Raw genomic sequence first — 17,044 nt, forward strand, 5'->3', positions numbered from 1 at the left:
CACGTGTGCAGTCCGCCCCCACCGCCGAACGGCCCTGGCTCGTCGGCGACATCGGAGGGACCAACGCCCGGTTCGGTCTGGTGCAGGCCCCAGGGGGGCGGCCGGTGCACGTGGGCAAGGTGCCCAGTGCGCTGCACGGCGGGCTGGCCTCGGCCGCCGGGGCCTACCTGGACGGGCTCGCCGAGCCGGTGCGGCCCTCGGCGGCGTGCGTGGCCGTGGCCGGGCCCGTGCTGGAGGACCGGATCCGGCTGACCAACGTCGGCTGGGACTTCTCGGTCGAGCAGACCCGCACCGGCATGGGCATGGACCACCTGGAGGTGGTCAACGACTTCGCCGCGCTGGCCCAGTCGCTGCCGGTGCTGGGCGAGGACGACCTGCTGCCGCTGGGCGGCCCGGCCACCGACCCGGCCGAGCCGATGGCGGGGGTCGGCCCGGGCACCGGCCTGGGCGTGGCGGGGCTGGTACCGATGCCCGCGGGCGGGTGGCTGCCGCTGCCGGGCGAGGGCGGGCACGTCGACGCCCCGGTGGTGGAGGACATCGAGGCCGAGGTGGTGCGGGTGATCACCGCCGAGCGCGGCCGGGTGAGCGCCGAGGCGCTGCTCAGCGGCCCCGGGCTGCCCCGGCTGTACCGGGCGCTGGCCCAGGTGCGCGGCGAGTCGGCGCGGCAGCTGTCCCCGCAGGAGATCACCGCCGCCGGAGTGCACCCCGAGGGGGCCGAGCCGCTCTGCCGGGAGACCCTGGAGGTGTTCGGCGCCCTGCTCGGCGGCTTCGCCGGGAACGTCGCCCTGACCCTCGGGGCCACCGGCGGGGTGTTCCTCGGCGGCGGCGTGCTGCCCCGCATCCCCGAGGTGCTGCGCAACGGCCGGTTCCGGCTGCGCTTCGAGGCCAAGGGGCGGATGACCGATTATCTGAAGAACATCGCCACCGTGCTGATCACCGCCGAGAACCCGGCGCTGCTCGGTGCGGCCGCGCGACTGGACCACCGACTGGAGCGCCTGTGAAACCCCAGACCAGCCACGACCTGTTCGCCCTCGCCCCGGTCGTGCCGGTGGTGGTGCTCGACGACGCCGACACCGCGGTGCCGCTGGCCCGCGCGCTGGTGCGCGGCGGCCTGCCCGCCATCGAGGTGACGCTGCGCACCGAGGCCGGGCTCGCGGCCATCGAGCGCATCGCCGCCGAGGTGCCCGAGGCCGTGGTGGGCGCGGGCACCGTGACCACGCCCGAGCAGGCGGCCGCGGCGGCCAAGGCGGGCTCGGCCTTCCTGGTCAGCCCGGGGTGCACCGACCGGCTGCGCGGGGCCATGGCCGACACCGGCGTGCCGTTCCTGCCGGGGGTGGCGACCGCCTCGGAGGCGATGGCGCTGCTGGAGCAGGGCGTGAGCGCGCTGAAGTTCTTCCCGGCCGAGGCGGCCGGGGGGCGGGCGTACCTGAAGTCGCTGTCGGGGCCGCTGCCGCAGGCGCGGTTCTGCCCGACCGGCGGCGTGACCCCGGCCAACGCGCCGGAGTACCTGGCCCTGCCCAACGTGGGCTGCGTGGGCGGCACCTGGCTGACCCCGCGCGAGGCCGTGGAAGCGGGCGACTGGGACCGCATCGAGTCCCTGGCGAGGGAGGCCGCCGCCCTGCGCGGGTAGGGGCGCGTCCTTGAAGCTGCGCGAGAGGCCCACCGGGAGTCCCGGTGGGCCTTTCCCGCGCCCGGAACCGGACTCCCGAGCGGAGAGCCAGAAGGGGGAGCGACACAGGAGGCCGGATGTCCCCCCCCAGGAGCCCGCGCGCCCGGACACCGACGCCACCGACGGCGGAGCTGTAGCGCCCTTGGTCTTTACCGACCCGGCCTGGAAGCGCCTGATGTCCCGGGCCTTGCCGCCGCTGGACCCCATCATCGCCCGGCACGGAGGGGTGCAGGAGGCCCGCGCCGCTCTCGGACGGACCGCTCGTTCCCGGATTTCTCTTCGGGCCTCTCGGGCGATGATGCTCGCGGCGAAGCTGGAGCGCAGGGAAGGCGATATCGAAGCAGCGCGCTCATGGTTTCGGCGCGCGGCTGTGACCGGTCCTCGACAGCTCCGGCAGAACGCCGTCTACAGGCTCGGCCACCTCGAAGAGGAGCAGGGCCGGACGGCCGAGGCCGAGGAGCTGTACCGACAGGTCGCAGCGGACGGGAGTGCGCTGTTTGCTCCCCTTGCCAAGTACGACCTCTGTCACGCTCGCGCCCGCTCCACCACGACGCGGATGTGCTCGACGTAGAACGTCACTGCCGCTTCGGTGTGCTCGGTCAGCAGCACCCCGTCATAGGGGATCGGGCCGAGGCCTCCAGGCATGTACAGGTCGACCTCCAAGACGGTTCGGGCGAGTCGGCCGAGTGGAGCAGCGCTCCGCCGACCTCCTCCCGATTCCTCGTCGGAGAGCGCCTGGATCTGACTACGCGCCGGCGGCTCCAGAGTGATCGGCCGCACCGCTGCCGTCATCTCCGTCCTCGCCGTCGAACAGGGCGTGCCACTGGCGGCGGAGGTCGTCCGCGTCGGACGCCTCGATGGCCACGCTCCCCTCGGGGGGCGGAGCTCCCAGCACCATGCGGCCATAGCTGGCGTAGGCGGCCTGAATGGTCTCGGGGTCCGTATCGCGGTACGGCGTGCGCGGAGTGTCCACAGGCGGCCTCCTTGGCGTTCCGTCACCGCCATGGTAGGCGGTCCGACCTGTCGGAGGCGGTGGTCTCGCGCGGTGGGCGGATACCTCTGGGGGGTTGCGCCCCGCTCCGCTTTAGGGAATGATTTCCGTTTTCGGTAGAGACGGGGGGCGGACATGTCCGGAACGGGAGTCGGCGAGGTCTTCGACGCCGGGGCGCGGGAGTTCGACGCGTGGGGTGCCCGGCTCTGGGATCCGATCGGGGAGGCAACCGTCCTGGCCTCGGAGCCGCGGCCCGGGGAGCGGGTCCTGGACGCCTGCTGCGGGGCCGGGGCCTCCGCCCTGCCCGCCGCCTCGGCCGTGGCCCCCGGCGGGTCGGTCGACGCGGTGGACCTGTCCGATGCCCTGCTGGAGCAGGGGCGCGCGCGTGCCGCGCGCGCCGGGGCGGACAACGTCCGCTTCGTCCGCGCCGACGCCGCCGCCTGGCCCGAGCCCGGCGCCTACGACCTCGTCCAGGTCGTGCACGGCGTGGCCTTCTTCCCCGACATGGACGCCGGGACCTCCGCCCTGGTCCGTGCGCTGCGCCCCGGGGGGCGCCTGGCGGTCACCGTCTGGGCCGAGGGCGCCCTCGCCGACTTCATGACCCTGTACCTCGAGGCGATCGGCGCCGAGACCGGCACCCGCCCCGAGATGCCCGGCTTCCGGCAGGCCCGCGACCGCATCGCCGACTCCGACCGGCTGTCCTCCTGGCTGGAGGGCCTGGGGGCCGAGGTCGTCCGCGTCGCCCGCCACGACCACCGCGTCCCCCTCGACGGCGACTCGGCCTGGGAGTTCGTCCAGGGCAACGCCGCACGCGGGATGCTGGAGGGCCTCGATGCCACCGTGCAGGGGCGCGTCCGTGAACGCCTGGCCGCCCTGATGGCCGAGCGCGGCGTGGACACTCTGGACGCCTCGTTCACCGTCGCGGTGGCACGCCGCCCCGAGTAGCGGCACCGGGGCCCGCCCGACGGGGGGCCGCATCGTCATCGGCGGCCCCCGTCGGGCGGGTCAGGCCGGTGAGGGGAAGCGCCACCGCGTCTGGCTGCCCACCTCGCCGCGCCCGAAGCCGAACGCGGTCACCGGGTCGACCCGGAAGACCAGCGCCGTGCCGTTCTCGTGCGCGAATCCCCCCTCGCGCACCTCGAACCGCCACACCTCTCCGTACTTGGCGGCGAAGTCGTCGGCCAGCAGCGCCAGCACCGCCTCGTCGGTGACCGGCTCCGCCCCCCCCCCNGCCCCTCCACCACCACGTCCAGCCCCTTGTCCAGGTCGTTTCCGCCGGTGGTGAGCGTGCAGTGCGGGTTGTGGGCCAGGTTGCGGGCCTTGCGTTCCTCGGGCCCGGTGCAGAAGTGCAGGGCGCTGTCCCGCCACACCGCGATCAGCGGCGTCACGTGGGGCCGCCCGTTCGGGCGCACCGTGGACAGCCAGTACACCCCTGCCGCCTGCAGGGCGCGCCGGGCCTGCCGCCAGGGGGTCGCCTGGGCGCCCGGCCCGCTGTAGCGCGCGTCGAGTTCGCCCGTGGGGTCCGTCCGTTCCGTCATCGCCCTGTCCTCCGCTCCGTCGGCAATGCCCTGATGCCGTAGTGACGGCGCGGGCGGGCCGAACTCATCGCTCCCGGGGCGGTTCATCGGATTTTTTCGGCGGGGGTTGACACGGGCCGCCCCGAGGGAGATATTCAACCTAGAGGTTGAACAACGAGAAGGTTGAATACATGGCGGAGGACGGGCTCAGCAAGGTGTTCGCGGCCCTGGCCGACCCCACGCGCCGGGCGATCCTGGCCCGGCTGGCCCGGGGAGAGGCCACCGTCAACGAGCTGGCCGAGCCGTTCGAGATGAGCCTGCAGGCGGTCTCCAAGCACCTGAAGGTCCTGGAGCGGGCCGGGCTCATCTCCCGGGGGCGCGACGCCCAGTGGCGCCCCTGCCGCCTGGAGACCGGGCCGCTCGAAGGCGCCTCGACCTGGATCGAGCGCTACAAGGACGTACAGACCGACCGGATGGACCGGCTGGCGGCCGAGATCGACCGCATCCGCACCGGGACCGACCGGGATCAGGCCCCAGGGCCGGAGAGAGGGCAGTGACATGGGCAAGACCGAGTTCGTCATCGAGCCGGGACGCCAGGACATCGTGACCGAGCGGACCTTCGACGCCCCGCGCGAGACGGTGTTCCGCGCGATGACCGACCCCGACCTGATCCCCCGCTGGTGGGGCCCGGCCAAGTACGACGTCCGCGTCGAGGAGGGCGACATCCGCACCGGCGGCTCCTGGCGCTTCCTCACCTCGGGCGAGGACGGGGAGTTCAACTTCCACGGCGTCTTCCACGAGGTCAGCGCCCCCGACCGGATCGTGCAGACCTTCGAGTTCGAGGGCGCGCCCGGGCACGTCTGCCTGGAGACGGTCGTGCTGGAGGACCTGGGCGGCTCGACCCGCTACCGCGCGGTGAGCGTGTTCCAGTCGGTCGAGGACCGCGACGCCATGGTGGGCGAAGGCATGGAGGAGGGCTCGGACGAGGGCCTGGAGCGCCTGGACGCGCTCGCCTCCGAGCTCGCGCGCCGCGCGTGAGGGAATGAGGGAGGGGCGGCGGACGGGCGAGCCGCCGCCCCTCCCCGGCCCCGGCGCGCCGGGGCGCCTCCCCGGGAACGCGGCGTCATCGTCATGCGCCTGGCGCAGGCGGGCGGCGCATACCGGGCGGCCGCCCCGGCCGGACGGGAGGCACACCGTGCCGACGGAGGCCGGACCCGCCCGCGCCGGGCGCCACCGCCCAGTGGTGCCTGCACCACCCCCGGCAGAGGCATCCGGTGTATGGCCCCCGGCCTGCGCCGGTCCGTAGCGTTCGGGGTATGCGCAAGCTCATCCGGCGCCTGGGCGCCGACACCCGCTATGTCCTCATCGGCTTCCCCACGGCCGTCATCGCCTTCGCCGTCACCGTGGCCGGGCTGGCGGCCGGCGCCGGGGCCGCGGTCGTCGTCGTGGGGCTGTTCGTGCTCTCCGGGACCCTGCTGGCCGCCCGGATGGCCGCCGCCGTCGAACGCAACATGGTCCCCGAGGTCCTCGGCCGCTCCCTGGGCGCCCCGCGCTACCGCCGCGCCCCTCAGGGCGCGGGCTGGTTCCGCACCGCCCTGACCCCGCTCACCTGCGGCCAGAGCTGGATGGACGCGGGCCACGCGCTGATCCGCCTGCCCGTGGCCACCGCCACCTTCGCCGTGGTCGCCGCCTGCTGGGCCGCGGCCCTGGCCGGGGTCGCCTACCCCGTCTACGGGTGGGTGCTGTACAACACCGTCGGCAACGACGGCGGGCTGCCCGAGCTGATCGGCCTCGGCGACTCGCTGACGGTCTCGCTGCTGTTCCACACCGCCGTGGGGGTGCTGTTCGCGGTCAACCTGCCCTTCGTGGCGCGGGGAGCCGCAGGGCTCAACGCCGCGCTCGCGCAGGCCTTCCTGTCCCCCTACGCCCCCGCCTACGAGGAGCCCGAGCCCGCGCGGCCCGCCCCCGAGACCCCGGCCGCGGGTCCGGCCCCCGCGCCGAACACGCCCGCCGAGGCGGCGGCCCCCGGCGCCCCGCTGCACGCCGCGCGGTGAGCGGACCGGCTCAGCCCGGGCGGCGCCCGGGGACCACCAGCCCGGCCTCGTAGGCGGCGACGACGAGCTGGGCACGGTCCCGGGCGCCGAGCTTGTGCAGCAGCGCCCCGACATGGGTCTTGACGGTGGCCCGGCTGCGCTGCAGCCGTGCGGCGATCTCGTCGTTGGACAGCCCCCGGGCGATCAGCTCCAGGACCTCCCGCTCGCGCCCGGTCACCCCGTCCAGCGCCACGCGCGGCGCCTCAGCGGGGCGCGCTCCCCCGGCGAAGCGCTCGACCAGGCGCCGCGTGACCGACGGCGCCAGCAGCGCCTCGCCCCCGGCCACCACGCGCACCGCGCGCAACAGGTCCTCGGGCGGGGAGTTCTTCAGAAGGAACCCGGAGGCCCCGGCCTCCAGCGCGGCGTACACGTACTCGTCGAGGTCGAACGTGGTGAGGATCAGGACGCGCGCACCGGGCACGCCGTCGGGGGCGGTGATGGCGCGGGTGGCCTCGATCCCGTCCGTACCGGGCATGCGCACGTCCATCAGGACGATGTCGGGACGCTCGGCGCGCGCGAGCGCGACCGCCCGCGCACCGTCCAGCGCTCCCCCGACCGCCACCATGTCCGGCGCGCTGTCCACCAGCAGGCGGAAGCTCGCGCACACCAGGTCCTGGTCGTCGGCGACGAGTACGCGTAGCGGCTCGGCCATCCCGTCTCCCACTCCTCCCGCTTCCCCTCGCCCGGCCCCGTGAGCATCGACCGTGCCCTCCGGAGGGCGACGACGGTGGCGGTTCGGCCATTCCTTCGCCGCAAGGATGGCACCTTCTCTCCTGCGACTTCTCCCCTGCGACCGCCCTGTCGGCGGGACCGGGCACGTCACCGCCGCGATCCGGCTCCACCACTCCGCCGGACGCGACCGGTCCACCAGGCCGGATGGCCGCCGCCACCCGCATCGTCCACGGCCGCCCCCATCTCCGACGGGGTCCGGCGGCACCACGCTGAGGGCCGCACCGCCAAGGAGGTCCGAGGCCGCCGGAAGCGCCCCCGGCCCGGCGCGACGACCGGTACCTCCACGCCGCCCACCCATCTCCGCTCCCTGGACGGCGGGACCGGGAGGCGATCCCGCCACTCGGACGGCCCCCGCCGCGCCAGGGCCCGCCCCGCCCGGCCCTCCAGGCCCCCGTCGCCGACTCCGCTCAGCGGTCGCCGCCGCCGTCCCGCCCCAGGGACAGGCTCCCCCGCACCTCGAAACCGCCGTCCGGGTGCGGCCCCGCCTCCAGGACTCCCCCGTGGGCCTTCGCGCGCTCGCGCATTCCGATGATGCCGTGCCCCGGCGCCGCAGGCGCGCCCGTCCCGGCCCGCTGCCCGGTACCGCCGCCTCCCGCGTCGGTGACCGCGAACCGCACCGCTTCCCCCTCGGTGCGCACCCGGACCGTGCAGCGATCGGCGCCCGAATGGCGCACCGCGTTGGTGACGGCCTCGGCCACGATCCGGTACAGCGAGGCCCCCACGGCCTCCGGCAGCCCCTGCGCACCGTCGGCGTCCAACTCGACCCGCATCCCGGCGTCCCCGGCGGTGCGCACCAGCTCCTCCAGACGCGCCGACCCCGGCGGAGGAGAGCTCCCCTCCCCCGCTCTCACCGCGCCCAGCACCACCCGCATCTCGGCCAGCGCCTCCCGGCTGGCCCGCTCGATGACCTCCAGCGCCTCCTGGGCCTCCCGCGGCCGCTCCCCGGCAAGGTGGCGGGCCACCCCGGCCTTGACGCCGATCATGCTCAGCGTGTGCGAGACGATGTCGTGCACGTCCCGGGCCACCCGGAGCCGCTCCTCGGCGGCGACCCGGGCCGCCAGCTCCTCGGCCGCGAGCACCGCCTGGGCACGGCGCTCGCGCACCGCGCGCCCCGCCGCCCAGGAGGCGGCCAGCACCGCCGCCCCCGCCACCGCCTGCCCGACCGCCGCCAGCACGGCACCGGCCTGCGGAACCCCGGCGACCACCGCCAGGACCAGGACGCCTCCCGCGACTGCGCCGACGAGGACGACCGGGGCCCTCCTCGGCCGCGGCGCGTCCAGCGCCAGCGCGTAGAGCGTGAACCCGGCGGCCAGGAACGGGTCGGTGATCAGCCCGGCGGCCAGACCGAACAGCGTCGCGGCGGCGGCCGCGGCCGTGGCCGTCCGGGGCGCGGCCCGGCGCAGCGCCATGGGCAGCCCCGTTCCCAGGACCACTCCCGCCAGGGCCCAAACGGGCGCCCCCGGGGGGTCCGGTAACGCGGCGGCCGCCAGGTAGCCGGCGTAGCCCGCTCCGGCGAGGGCGTCGAGTGCGAGGAGGCCGCCGCGGCCCGCGGCCGGCCGCATCCGGCTGAACATGCCGGGAACGCTACCCCGCCCTGCGGGCGGCCGCCTCGTCCCGCGGTCCCTCGTCCCCGGGGATGAGGAACCGCCCCGCCCCCCGCCGTGCTCGGCCTGCGGGCCGAGCCGGAGATCCGGCCCCTGCTCCGATGCCCCGGTCCGCCCGCCCCCGGCACACTCACCGCCGTGATCGAGATAGAGGAACTCACCAAGAGGTACGGCCGCACCACGGCCGTGGACCGGCTCTCCTTCCGTGCCGAACCCGGTGTCGTCACCGGCTTCCTCGGCCCCAACGGCGCAGGGAAGTCGACCACCATGCGCGCCCTGCTCGGCCTGGACCGGCCCGACGGCGGCCGCGCCCACGTGCTCGGCGGCCCCTACACCCGGCTCCGCCACCCCCTGCGCAGGGTCGGGGCGCTGCTGGACGCCGGTGCCCTGGACCCGGGCCGCTCGCCCCGCGCGCACCTGCACTGGCTGGCACGGTCCAACCGCATCCCCAAGGCAAGGGCCGACCGGGCCCTGGAGTGGGCCGGGATCGCCGGGGCCGCCTCCCGCAGGGCGGGCGGGCTCTCCCTGGGCATGCGCCAGCGCCTGGGCGTGGCCGCCGCGCTGATGGGCGACCCGGAGGTGCTGGTGCTCGACGAACCGGTCAACGGCCTGGACCCCGACGGGGTGCGGTGGATGCGCGACCTGCTGCGGGCCGAGGCCGCCGAAGGCCGCACGGTGCTGCTGTCCAGCCACCTGATGGGCGAGGTCGCCCGGACCGCCGACCGGCTGGTGGTGATCGCCCGGGGCAGGCTCGTCGCCGACACCTCGGTGCGCGCGCTGGTCGAGGACGGCGCCGGGGTCCTCGTGCGCTCCCCGCGGCCGGGGGATCTGGCGCGGCTGCTGGCCGAGCGCGGCGCCGGGGTGGAGCCCGGCGACGACGGCGCACTCACCGTGACGGGCATGGACGTGCGCGAGGTGGGCGAGGCGGCCGCGTCGGCGGGCATCCCCCTGCACGGCTCAGCCCCGGTGGGCACCTCGCTGGAGGAGGCCTACATGCGCCTGACCGCCGACGCCGGGGAGGGGGCCCGATGAGGGACGCGGTGGCCGCCGAGTGGATCAAGCTGCGCACCTCCCCCGCCGCCCGGTACTGCCTGATGGCCGCGGCGGCGATGCTGCCGGTGGCCGTGCTGATCGCCTGGGCGGCCGCCCAGGCCTGGGACGCGCTCCCGGCCGGGGAGAAGGCGGGCTCCATCTCGTCGCTGCCCCGGTTCGCGGGCTGGGGCATGACGCTGGCCCTGGGGGTCATGGGTGCGCTGTCGGTCTCGCGCGAGTACGCCTCGGGGATGATTCGCACGACCTTCGCGGCCCTGCCCCGCCGGGGCCGGGTGCTGGCCGCCAAGGCCGTGGTGTGCGGCGCCGTCGCACCGGTGACGGCGCTGGCGGTGCTGGTGGCGGTGTGGTGGGCGACCCGCGCGGTGCTCGGCGACCGGGCGATGGAGGGGGTCCCCGGGCCGTTCTCGGAGGAGTGGTGGCCCATCGCGGCCATGGCCGCCGAGGCCGCGGTGTTCGCGCTGCTGGGCCTGGGGCTGGCGGCGCTGGCCCGGTCGGCGGTGGCGTCGGTCGCTGCGCTGGGCGCGCTCTGGTACCTGCTTCCGATGGTCGTGCAGTTCCTCCCCGAGCCGTGGAACGAGCGCGCGGGCTCGGTCCTGCCCGGAGGGCTGGCCGCCCAGATCGCCTCACCCGCGTCGGCGGCCGGGTCCGTCTACGGCGACCTGCTGCCCCCGTGGGGTGCGGCGCTGGCGATGGCGCTGTGGGCGCTGGTCCCCCTGGTGGCGGCCTGGCCCCTGTTGCGCGTCCGCGACGCCTGAACTGCGGCCGGGGAGAGGACCGGTGTCGGCCCCGGGCGCACGGGCGGCACCTCCGGCCCGCCCATCCCTCGGCGGTCACGTCCGCTGGAGCGGCGCCGCGGCCCCCGGCCCCGGCGCTCCCCCGTCGTCGGCCTCGGGGAGGACGGCCCGGAACCGCGGTTGCGGCGTCGCCTCCCCCGGGGCCGGTGCGGGCGGCGCCGCCCGCTCACACCGGGAGCCGGACGCCGTTCCACCCCTGCAGGGACCAGCCGGAGGCCAGGACCTCCTCCAGCGGGTGGAAGTCGCGGTCCGCGGGCATCGCCATCTCCTCGGGTGACGTCGTCGCCCACACGCACCAGCCCCGTTCGGCCACCTTGAAGGCCGCGTGCCGCAGCTCCTCGGGGACCTCCGCGGGCGCCTCGGCGTCCCAGTCCACGGCCACACCCCTGTGCTCGGCCTCGCGCCGCGCGATCTCGCGCGTGAACGTCCGGGGGGTGTGGCGCATGGTTCTCCTCAGAGGTGGTCACGGTCCGCAGGTCATGCTACTCCCCGTGACCGCGCGGGGATGCGGCGGTCACCCGCCCCACCCCCGGGGCCCCGGCGGCCGCCGGGCCGCTCAGGCCGGGCCCCGCGGGATGGACGTGTTCCACGTCCGCGCAGCCACGCGATCCCCGCCCTCGCAGGCGTCCAGGGTCGCGTTATCGGTGCGCGTCACTGTGCGCACCCGTCGGTCTCCGCGCGCGAACCCCGTCCGCCACTCGGTGCGCCCCACCGGCGCAGGGGACGCTTGAGGGCCTGGAACATGTCTGGGCCCTCGGTTGTTGTACGGGGTGTCCGGCGGAACCCCACCCGTCCTGCCGGACCGTGCCGGCCCGGCTCCGCGTCTGGGGGGATCGCGTCGAGCCGGACCGGCCTCTTCTTCTTCGGGCACCCGGGCGCCTGCCCCCATTTGCCCCCCCAGAAGGCCGCCGAGCGGCCTCCCAGGAGGCTTCAGAGGGCACTCGCCTGCTCACCGGCCCATCTCCTCCAGCGTCTTGCCCTTGGTCTCGGAGACGAACTTCCATACGAACAGGAACGACAGCACCGCGAAGGCCGTGTAGACCATGTACGTGCCGCTCAGGTCCCAGTCGCGCAGGGTGGGGAAGGTGACGGTGACCAGCCAGTTGGCGATCCACTGGGTGGCCGTGGCCACCGCCATCGCCGCCGCCCGGATCCGCAGCGGGAACATCTCCCCCAGCAGTACCCACGTCACCACGCCCCACGACAGGGCGAAGAACAGCACGAACGCGCTCGCCGACACCAGCGCCGCCGCGCCCCAGGCGAACGACAGGTGCGCCTGGTCGCCGACCACCGTGGCGTGGCTGAACGCGAACCCGGTCGAGGCCAGGGTCACAGCCATGCCCGCCGACCCGATCAGCAGCAGCGGCTTGCGCCCGATCCTGTCGACCAGGCCGATGGCGACGAAGGTGCCGACGATGTTCACGATCGAGGTGAACAGGCTCAGCAGCAGCGAGTCGCTCTCGTTCACCCCCACCGACTGCCACAGCGACGACGAGTAGTAGAAGATCACGTTGATGCCGACCAGCTGCTGGAACGCCGAGATCGCCATGCCGATCCACACGATCGGCAGCAGCAGGTAGGGGCCGCGCAGGTCGCTCAGCCTGGGCTTGACCTCCGAGCCCAGGGCCTCGTGGATCTCGGCGATGCGCGCGTCCGCGTCGCCGCCCTCGACCTCCTCCAGGATGCGGCGCGCCTTGGCGTCGCGCCCCACGCGCACCAGGTAGCGCGGCGACTCGGGGATGGTCAGCGACAGCAGGATGTACAGCGCCGCGGGGAACACCTCCACCCCCAGCATCCACTGCCAGGCCTGCAGCGGCCCCAGCTCGCCGAGGGAGCTGCCCCCGGCCAGCGACGCCAGCGCGTAGTTCACCAGCTGGGAGACGGCGATGCCGAGCACGATCGCCAGCTGCTGCAGTGAGGCCAGCCGCCCCCGGTAGGCCGCCGGGGACACCTCGGCGATGTAGGTGGGCGCGATCACCGAGGCGATGCCGATGGCGCAGCCGCCGACCACGCGCCACAGCGCCAGGTCCCACACGGTGAACGGCAGCGCCGAGCCGATGCCGCTGATCAGGAACAGCAGGCCGGCCAGCTGCATCACGCGGATGCGGCCGAACCGGTCGGCCAGGGTCCCGGCCACCGCCGCGCCCACCGCCGAGCCGAGCAGCGCCGCGGCCACGGTGAACCCGGTGACGCCCGGCCCCACCGCGAAGTGCTGCTGGATGGCCTCGACGGCGCCGTTGATGACCGAGCTGTCGTAGCCGAACAGGAAGCCGCCCATGGCCGCCGCCCCGGCGATCATGACGACATGGGCGAGGTTCCCGGCCTCCGCGTCGGAGGCCGAGGAGTGCGCTCTGGCCACGCTCCCCTCCTTACCGCGTCAACGGGGGGTGATGGACATGTTGCAGCTCACCATGGTCCCGCCGCCGCGGGTGTGCTCGGACACCGGACACGGTGAGTTGTCCTTCACAGGCGCGGAGATTGCCGTTTCGGGGGCACGGGTAGGGGCGGCATCCTCGGGTAGGGCCCCGCGAGCGGTAGCGGGGCCGCGACCGATCGGCGGAGGGAAGACCCATGTCCGACCTGCTGGACCTGCACGGCCAGGCGATGAAGGAGTTCGACCGCAGGGTGCGGGCCGTGGGCCCGGTGCAGTGGGCCGATCCCACCCCCTGCACCGAGTGGGACGTGCACGACCTGGTGGAGCACCTGGTGCGCGAGCAGCTCTGGGTGCCCTACCTGCTGGAGGGCGGCACCATCGAGGGCGCGGGCGGCCGCTTCGACGGCGACGCCATGGGCGAGGAGCCGGTGGCCACCTGGGAGCTGGCCTCCCGCGAGGCGCGCACGGCCTGGCTGCGGCCCGGGTCCCTGGAGAGCACCGTGCACCTGTCGTTCGGTGACGCCCCCGGGTCGCTGTACCTGTGGCAGATGACGTTCGACCTGGCCGTGCACGCCTGGGACCTGGCCCGCGCGATCGGCGCCGACGAGCGGCTGGACCCCTCGCTGGTGCGGGCCCTGCTGGAGTCCGAGCAGATCTCCGGCGACCTGGACGCCGACCAGGGGCAGGGCGGGCCGGGGATGTTCGCCCCGGCGCAGCCGGTCCCCGAGGGCGCCGACGACCAGACCGTGCTTCTGGCCCGGACCGGACGCGCGGCCTGAGCCCCGCCGGGGTCGGCGCTCGGGACGCCGGGCACCGCCCCCGGCCCCGCCGAGGGGCGGCCGGCCTGCGGCGACCCGGGACCGCCCGCTCCGTAAGGGCCGTGGTCCACAAACCCCGCGGGGCCGAATTTGGCTCCTCCGGCGCCTGCGCCCCACGCGCCCCCTCCACCAGGATCGGCCCCATGGCCCGATTCGACGTGCTCTCGGACAAGGCGCTGCGGCGCGAACCCCCGACCCGCGAGGAGCTGCTCGGTGTTCTGGGCAGCGACGACGACGTCCTGATGGACCTGGTGGCCGCCGCCGCGCGGCCCCGCCTGCGCGCCTTCGGCCGCACCGTCAAACTCAACTACCTGGTCAACCTCAAGAGCGGGCTGTGCCCGGAGGACTGCACCTACTGCTCCCAGCGCCTGGGCTCCACCGCAGACGTGGTGACCTACACCTGGCTCAAGCCCGACCAGACCGCCGAGGCGGTGCGCGCCGGGGTCGAGGCGGGCGCGGCGCGCGTGTGCCTGGTGGCCAGCGGCCGCGGCCCCACCGACCGCGATGTGGACCGGCTCCGCCCGGCCATCGAGGGCATCAAGGCCGACCATCCCGGGGTGGAGGTCTGCGCCTGCCTGGGGCTGCTCTCCGACGGCCAGGCCGAGCGGCTGCGCGCGTCGGGCGTGGACGCCTACAACCACAACCTCAACACCTCCGGCGAGCGCTACTCCGACATCTGCACCACCCACACCTTCGAGGACCGGGTGGAGACCGTGGGCAAGGCCAAGGCGGCGGGCCTGTCCCCCTGCTCGGGCCTGATCGCGGGCATGGGCGAGAGCGACGGCGACATCGCCGACGCCCTGCTGGCCCTGCGCGAGCTGGAGCCGGACTCGGTGCCGGTCAACTTCCTCATCCCCTTCGAGGGGACCCCGCTGGCCGGGCAGTGGAACCTGGACGCCCGGCAGTGCCTGCGCATCCTCGCGGCGGCCCGGCTGGTCTTCCCCGACACCGAGGTGCGCCTGGCCGCCGGTCGCGAGGTGCACTTGCGCGGGATGCAGTCCACGGCGCTGTACCTGGCCAACTCGATCTTCCTGGGCGACTACCTGACCAGCGAGGGCCAGCCGGGCCGGGCCGACCTGGAGATGATCCGCGACGCCGGGTTCACGGTGCTGGGCACCGACGAGGGGGACGGAGGGCAGGACGGCGGCCGGGAGCGCCCCGATCTGGTGCGCCCCCGCCACCGGGGTGCGGGCACCGCCCTGCCGCCCAACGCCTGAGCCGCCCGCGGCCGGCCGTGTCGGCCGTGTCGGCCGAGCGCGAGACGGGGCCGCCCGCCCGCAGGAGAGCGGGCGGCCCCGTCCCCGTCACCGCCGGTCGGTCGGCCGCGCGGGTCCCACCGTCGTCGCCCGCCGGATGGGGCCCGGGCGTGCGCTCGTGGGCCGCGTTGGGCTTGATCCTCGTCCGCCGTGCCCGCGCACCGGGCCCGGTGCGGGCGGTGGGGCCCCGTCGTGCCGACTGCGCCGACGGAAGGCGATGCCCTGAGCGTTCGGTGACACAACCGGTGGGCAGGGGCGCCCCGGGGGTCGGCGAGCGGATGTGACCGGCGCATCACCCCCGGTCGCCCGGGTGGCGCGCGGGGGTGTCGCCGTCGGCCGCTACGATCCGACCGTGCGCATCATCGTTCAGGACGTCCCCTGGGACCACCCGACCGGATCCGCCCTGCGCCTCGCACAGGAGCGGGAGACCATCGAGCGCTACGGCGGGGACACCGAAGCCGGGCCGAAACCCTCCGGCGAGGACACCGCCGCCTTCCTGCTCGCCACCGACGAGGCCACCGGGGCGAGCGTGGGCTGCGGCGGCCTGCGCCGCCTCGACGAGTGCACCTACGAGATCAAGCGGATGTACGTGGTCCCCGAGTGGCGGGGGCGCCGGATCGGCGGCCTGCTCGTGCGCGCGCTGGAGGAGCATGCGCGCGGGATGGGGGCGCGGCGCATGCGCCTGGAGACCGGCGCCGAGCAGCCCGAGGCGATGCGCCTGTACGAGCGGTGCGGCTACACCCGCATCGACCGCTACGGCCACTACGCCGACTGCGAGCTGAGCGTCTGCTACGAGCGCGCCCTGGACGGCGCGCCCTCGCTGGTCTGACGCACCCGGCCCGAACCGACCGAGGAGGCGCCCCGTGGACCGGGTCTGGTACGTCAGCTACGGCGCCAACATGGACGCCGGGCGCCTCGACTGCTATGTGCGCGGCGGCGCCCCCGGCGGCGGGGCGCGGGCCAACCCGGGGTGCAGGGACCGCACCCCGCCCCGCGCCGACAGGGCGGTGTGGCTGGCGGGAGGGGTCTACTTCGGGCTGGCGTCGCGCATGTGGGGCGGCGGCCTGGCCATGCTGGACGCGGGCCTGCCGGGGGCGGCGCCCGCCCGCGCCTACCTGGTCTCGTCCGAGCAGTTCTCCGACATCGCCGCCCAGGAGATGTACCGCTCTCCGGGCCAGGGGCCCGACCCGGCCGAGGCGGTGGCCCGCGGACGCGCGGTGCTGGGTGACGGGCGCTATGAGACGCTGCTGCACTGCGGCGACATGGACGGGGTGCCGATGCTGACCTTCACGGCGCACTGGTCGAGCGCACAGGTGGAGCACACGGCGCCCGCGGCGGCCTATCTGCGGGTCATCGGCGCGGGGCTGGGGGCCGCCCACCGGTGGGATCCGAGGCGGACGGCCGCCTACCTGGCCGCCCGCCCGGGCGCCGCGGGCGTGTGGTCCCCTGGGCGGGTGCAGGCGCTATTGGCGCCTTCGTCCGCCGCGCCCCCGGTCCCGGCGGACGGAAAATGAGTTGCCCCGCAGCAGGGGGCGCGGGTCTAATGCGCATGCGGGCCGCGTGGTCCGCGCACGTCCTGCCGCCGTGTCACAGATAGCGAGTGTGTGGCCTCTATGTCCAGCCAGGTGAGGTCCGTTCCCCGGTCGAGCGCCGTCGCGACCCTGCGGAGGGCTTCGGGCTCCTGACCGGTCGGAGGCCCTTCGCGGGGGCTGCGGACGGCGCCATGTGAGCGACCGCCCGTTCCTTCTCCGCGAGGAGTCACCTCCGTGTCACGACGACGCGAACAACGACACCGCTCCCGTCAGGGGAGCGACAGCTTCCGCTGCGCCAACTGCAGCCTCGACGTCCCGTTGAGCGCTCCGGGCACGCGGCACCGCAACCACTGCCCGAACTGCCTGTTCAGCAAGCACGTGGACGACCGCGTTCCGGGCGATCGGGCGAGCGGGTGCGGGGCCCGCATGGAGCCCATCGCGGTCACGGTGCGCGGCGACGGCGAGTGGGTGCTGATCCACCGGTGCACCGGCTGCGACACCCTGGTCGCCAACCGGAGCGCCGGGGACGACAACCCGCTGCTGCTGATGCGCACGGCGACCCGCCCGCTGGCGACTCCGCCGTTCCCGCTGGAGCGGCTGGGCCCCCCGTG

20 protein-coding genes and 1 pseudogene are annotated in these 17,044 nt (G+C 75.3%); 14 read left to right on the top strand and 7 right to left on the bottom strand.

What is annotated here, in order from left to right:
• The first annotated feature begins 5 nt into the window (after window positions 1–5).
• The 3 genes from glk to D476_RS40105 all read left to right on the top strand — a co-directional run bounded on the left by glk (window position 6) and on the right by D476_RS40105 (window position 2,240).
• Window positions 6–1,001 carry a glucokinase gene (gene glk, locus D476_RS0114005; protein ID WP_017624566.1) on the top strand — a complete coding sequence of 332 codons (996 nt, stop codon included), beginning with the start codon at window positions 6–8 and terminating at the stop codon, window positions 999–1,001.
• Window positions 998–1,630 (top strand): bifunctional 4-hydroxy-2-oxoglutarate aldolase/2-dehydro-3-deoxy-phosphogluconate aldolase, encoded by a 633-nt coding sequence (gene eda, locus D476_RS0114010; protein WP_017624567.1) that lies wholly within the window; start codon window positions 998–1,000, stop codon window positions 1,628–1,630. The genes glk and eda overlap by 4 nt, the downstream gene beginning before the upstream one ends.
• A gap of 214 nt (window positions 1,631–1,844) precedes the next feature.
• Complete coding sequence (locus tag D476_RS40105; protein ID WP_394296935.1) at window positions 1,845–2,240, top strand: tetratricopeptide repeat protein; 396 nt, start codon at window positions 1,845–1,847, stop codon at window positions 2,238–2,240.
• Between the two features lie 174 nt (window positions 2,241–2,414).
• Here the strand turns inward: D476_RS40105 and D476_RS0114020 are convergent, their stop codons facing one another.
• Window positions 2,415–2,642 carry a hypothetical protein gene (locus D476_RS0114020; protein ID WP_017624569.1) on the bottom strand — a complete coding sequence of 76 codons (228 nt, stop codon included), beginning with the start codon at window positions 2,640–2,642 and terminating at the stop codon, window positions 2,415–2,417.
• A 153-nt stretch (window positions 2,643–2,795) separates the two neighbouring features.
• Between D476_RS0114020 and D476_RS0114025 the strand changes: the two genes are divergently transcribed.
• Entirely contained in the window at window positions 2,796–3,605 is an 810-nt protein-coding gene (locus D476_RS0114025) for a class I SAM-dependent methyltransferase (RefSeq protein ID WP_017624570.1), read from the top strand.
• Between the two features lie 60 nt (window positions 3,606–3,665).
• On the opposite strand, the gene D476_RS39030 is transcribed toward D476_RS0114025, so the two are convergent.
• Window positions 3,666–3,857 (bottom strand): hypothetical protein, encoded by a 192-nt coding sequence (locus D476_RS39030; protein WP_017624571.1) that lies wholly within the window; start codon window positions 3,855–3,857, stop codon window positions 3,666–3,668.
• Window positions 3,858–3,955: 98 nt separating this feature from the next.
• Window positions 3,956–4,285: pseudogene (locus D476_RS39035) on the bottom strand (pyridoxamine 5'-phosphate oxidase family protein); the annotation flags it as partial.
• 83 nt (window positions 4,286–4,368) lie between these two features.
• Here D476_RS39035 and D476_RS0114040 point away from each other — a divergent pair.
• The 3 genes from D476_RS0114040 to D476_RS0114050 all read left to right on the top strand — a co-directional run bounded on the left by D476_RS0114040 (window position 4,369) and on the right by D476_RS0114050 (window position 6,231).
• Window positions 4,369–4,734 carry an ArsR/SmtB family transcription factor gene (locus D476_RS0114040; RefSeq protein WP_017624573.1) on the top strand — a complete coding sequence of 122 codons (366 nt, stop codon included), beginning with the start codon at window positions 4,369–4,371 and terminating at the stop codon, window positions 4,732–4,734.
• A 1-nt stretch (window position 4,735) separates the two neighbouring features.
• The gene (locus tag D476_RS0114045) at window positions 4,736–5,215 is read left to right on the top strand and encodes an SRPBCC family protein (protein WP_017624574.1); all 480 of its coding nucleotides are present in this window, start codon (window positions 4,736–4,738) and stop codon (window positions 5,213–5,215) included.
• Between the two features lie 278 nt (window positions 5,216–5,493).
• Window positions 5,494–6,231, top strand: a complete 738-nt coding sequence (locus D476_RS0114050) for a sensor domain-containing protein (protein WP_017624575.1) — start codon at window positions 5,494–5,496, stop codon at window positions 6,229–6,231.
• A 10-nt stretch (window positions 6,232–6,241) separates the two neighbouring features.
• Here D476_RS0114050 and D476_RS0114055 read toward each other — a convergent pair whose 3' ends face one another.
• Window positions 6,242–6,922 carry a response regulator gene (locus D476_RS0114055; RefSeq protein ID WP_017624576.1) on the bottom strand — a complete coding sequence of 227 codons (681 nt, stop codon included), beginning with the start codon at window positions 6,920–6,922 and terminating at the stop codon, window positions 6,242–6,244.
• Between the two features lie 487 nt (window positions 6,923–7,409).
• A complete protein-coding gene (locus D476_RS33265) occupies window positions 7,410–8,576 on the bottom strand; it encodes a sensor histidine kinase (RefSeq protein WP_017624577.1) in 1,167 nt (388 codons plus the stop codon).
• A 168-nt stretch (window positions 8,577–8,744) separates the two neighbouring features.
• Here D476_RS33265 and D476_RS0114065 point away from each other — a divergent pair, with 168 nt between their 5' ends.
• Window positions 8,745–9,638 (top strand): ABC transporter ATP-binding protein, encoded by an 894-nt coding sequence (locus tag D476_RS0114065; RefSeq protein WP_026123494.1) that lies wholly within the window; start codon window positions 8,745–8,747, stop codon window positions 9,636–9,638.
• Window positions 9,635–10,414, top strand: a complete 780-nt coding sequence (locus D476_RS0114070) for an ABC transporter permease subunit (RefSeq protein ID WP_017624579.1) — start codon at window positions 9,635–9,637, stop codon at window positions 10,412–10,414. Before D476_RS0114065 ends, D476_RS0114070 begins: the two co-directional genes overlap by 4 nt.
• A 205-nt stretch (window positions 10,415–10,619) precedes the next feature.
• Here D476_RS0114070 and D476_RS0114075 read toward each other — a convergent pair whose 3' ends face one another.
• Window positions 10,620–10,898, bottom strand: coding sequence for a hypothetical protein (locus tag D476_RS0114075; RefSeq protein ID WP_017624580.1), 279 nt, complete (start codon window positions 10,896–10,898; stop codon window positions 10,620–10,622).
• Window positions 10,899–11,402: 504 nt separating this feature from the next.
• The gene (locus D476_RS0114080; RefSeq protein WP_017624581.1) at window positions 11,403–12,812 is read right to left on the bottom strand and encodes a sugar porter family MFS transporter; all 1,410 of its coding nucleotides are present in this window, start codon (window positions 12,810–12,812) and stop codon (window positions 11,403–11,405) included.
• A 212-nt stretch (window positions 12,813–13,024) separates the two neighbouring features.
• On the opposite strand from D476_RS0114080, the gene D476_RS0114085 reads away from it, so the two are divergent.
• The 5 genes from D476_RS0114085 to D476_RS33275 all read left to right on the top strand — a co-directional run.
• On the top strand, window positions 13,025–13,606 hold the full coding sequence (locus D476_RS0114085) for a TIGR03086 family metal-binding protein (protein ID WP_017624582.1): 582 nt from the start codon (window positions 13,025–13,027) through the stop codon (window positions 13,604–13,606).
• A 182-nt stretch (window positions 13,607–13,788) separates the two neighbouring features.
• Complete coding sequence (gene bioB, locus D476_RS0114090; protein ID WP_017624583.1) at window positions 13,789–14,862, top strand: biotin synthase BioB; 1,074 nt, start codon at window positions 13,789–13,791, stop codon at window positions 14,860–14,862.
• Window positions 14,863–15,253: 391 nt separating this feature from the next.
• Window positions 15,254–15,730 carry a GNAT family N-acetyltransferase gene (locus D476_RS0114095; protein ID WP_026123495.1) on the top strand — a complete coding sequence of 159 codons (477 nt, stop codon included), beginning with the start codon at window positions 15,254–15,256 and terminating at the stop codon, window positions 15,728–15,730.
• 34 nt (window positions 15,731–15,764) lie between these two features.
• Entirely contained in the window at window positions 15,765–16,415 is a 651-nt protein-coding gene (locus D476_RS33270; RefSeq protein WP_017624585.1) for a hypothetical protein, read from the top strand.
• 252 nt (window positions 16,416–16,667) lie between these two features.
• A partial coding sequence (locus D476_RS33275; RefSeq protein WP_083939517.1) for an RNHCP domain-containing protein occupies window positions 16,668–17,044 on the top strand: 377 nt, incomplete at its 3' end.

It is taken from the genome of Nocardiopsis chromatogenes YIM 90109 (assembly GCF_000341185.1).
Classification (GTDB): domain Bacteria; phylum Actinomycetota; class Actinomycetes; order Streptosporangiales; family Streptosporangiaceae; genus Nocardiopsis_A; species Nocardiopsis_A chromatogenes.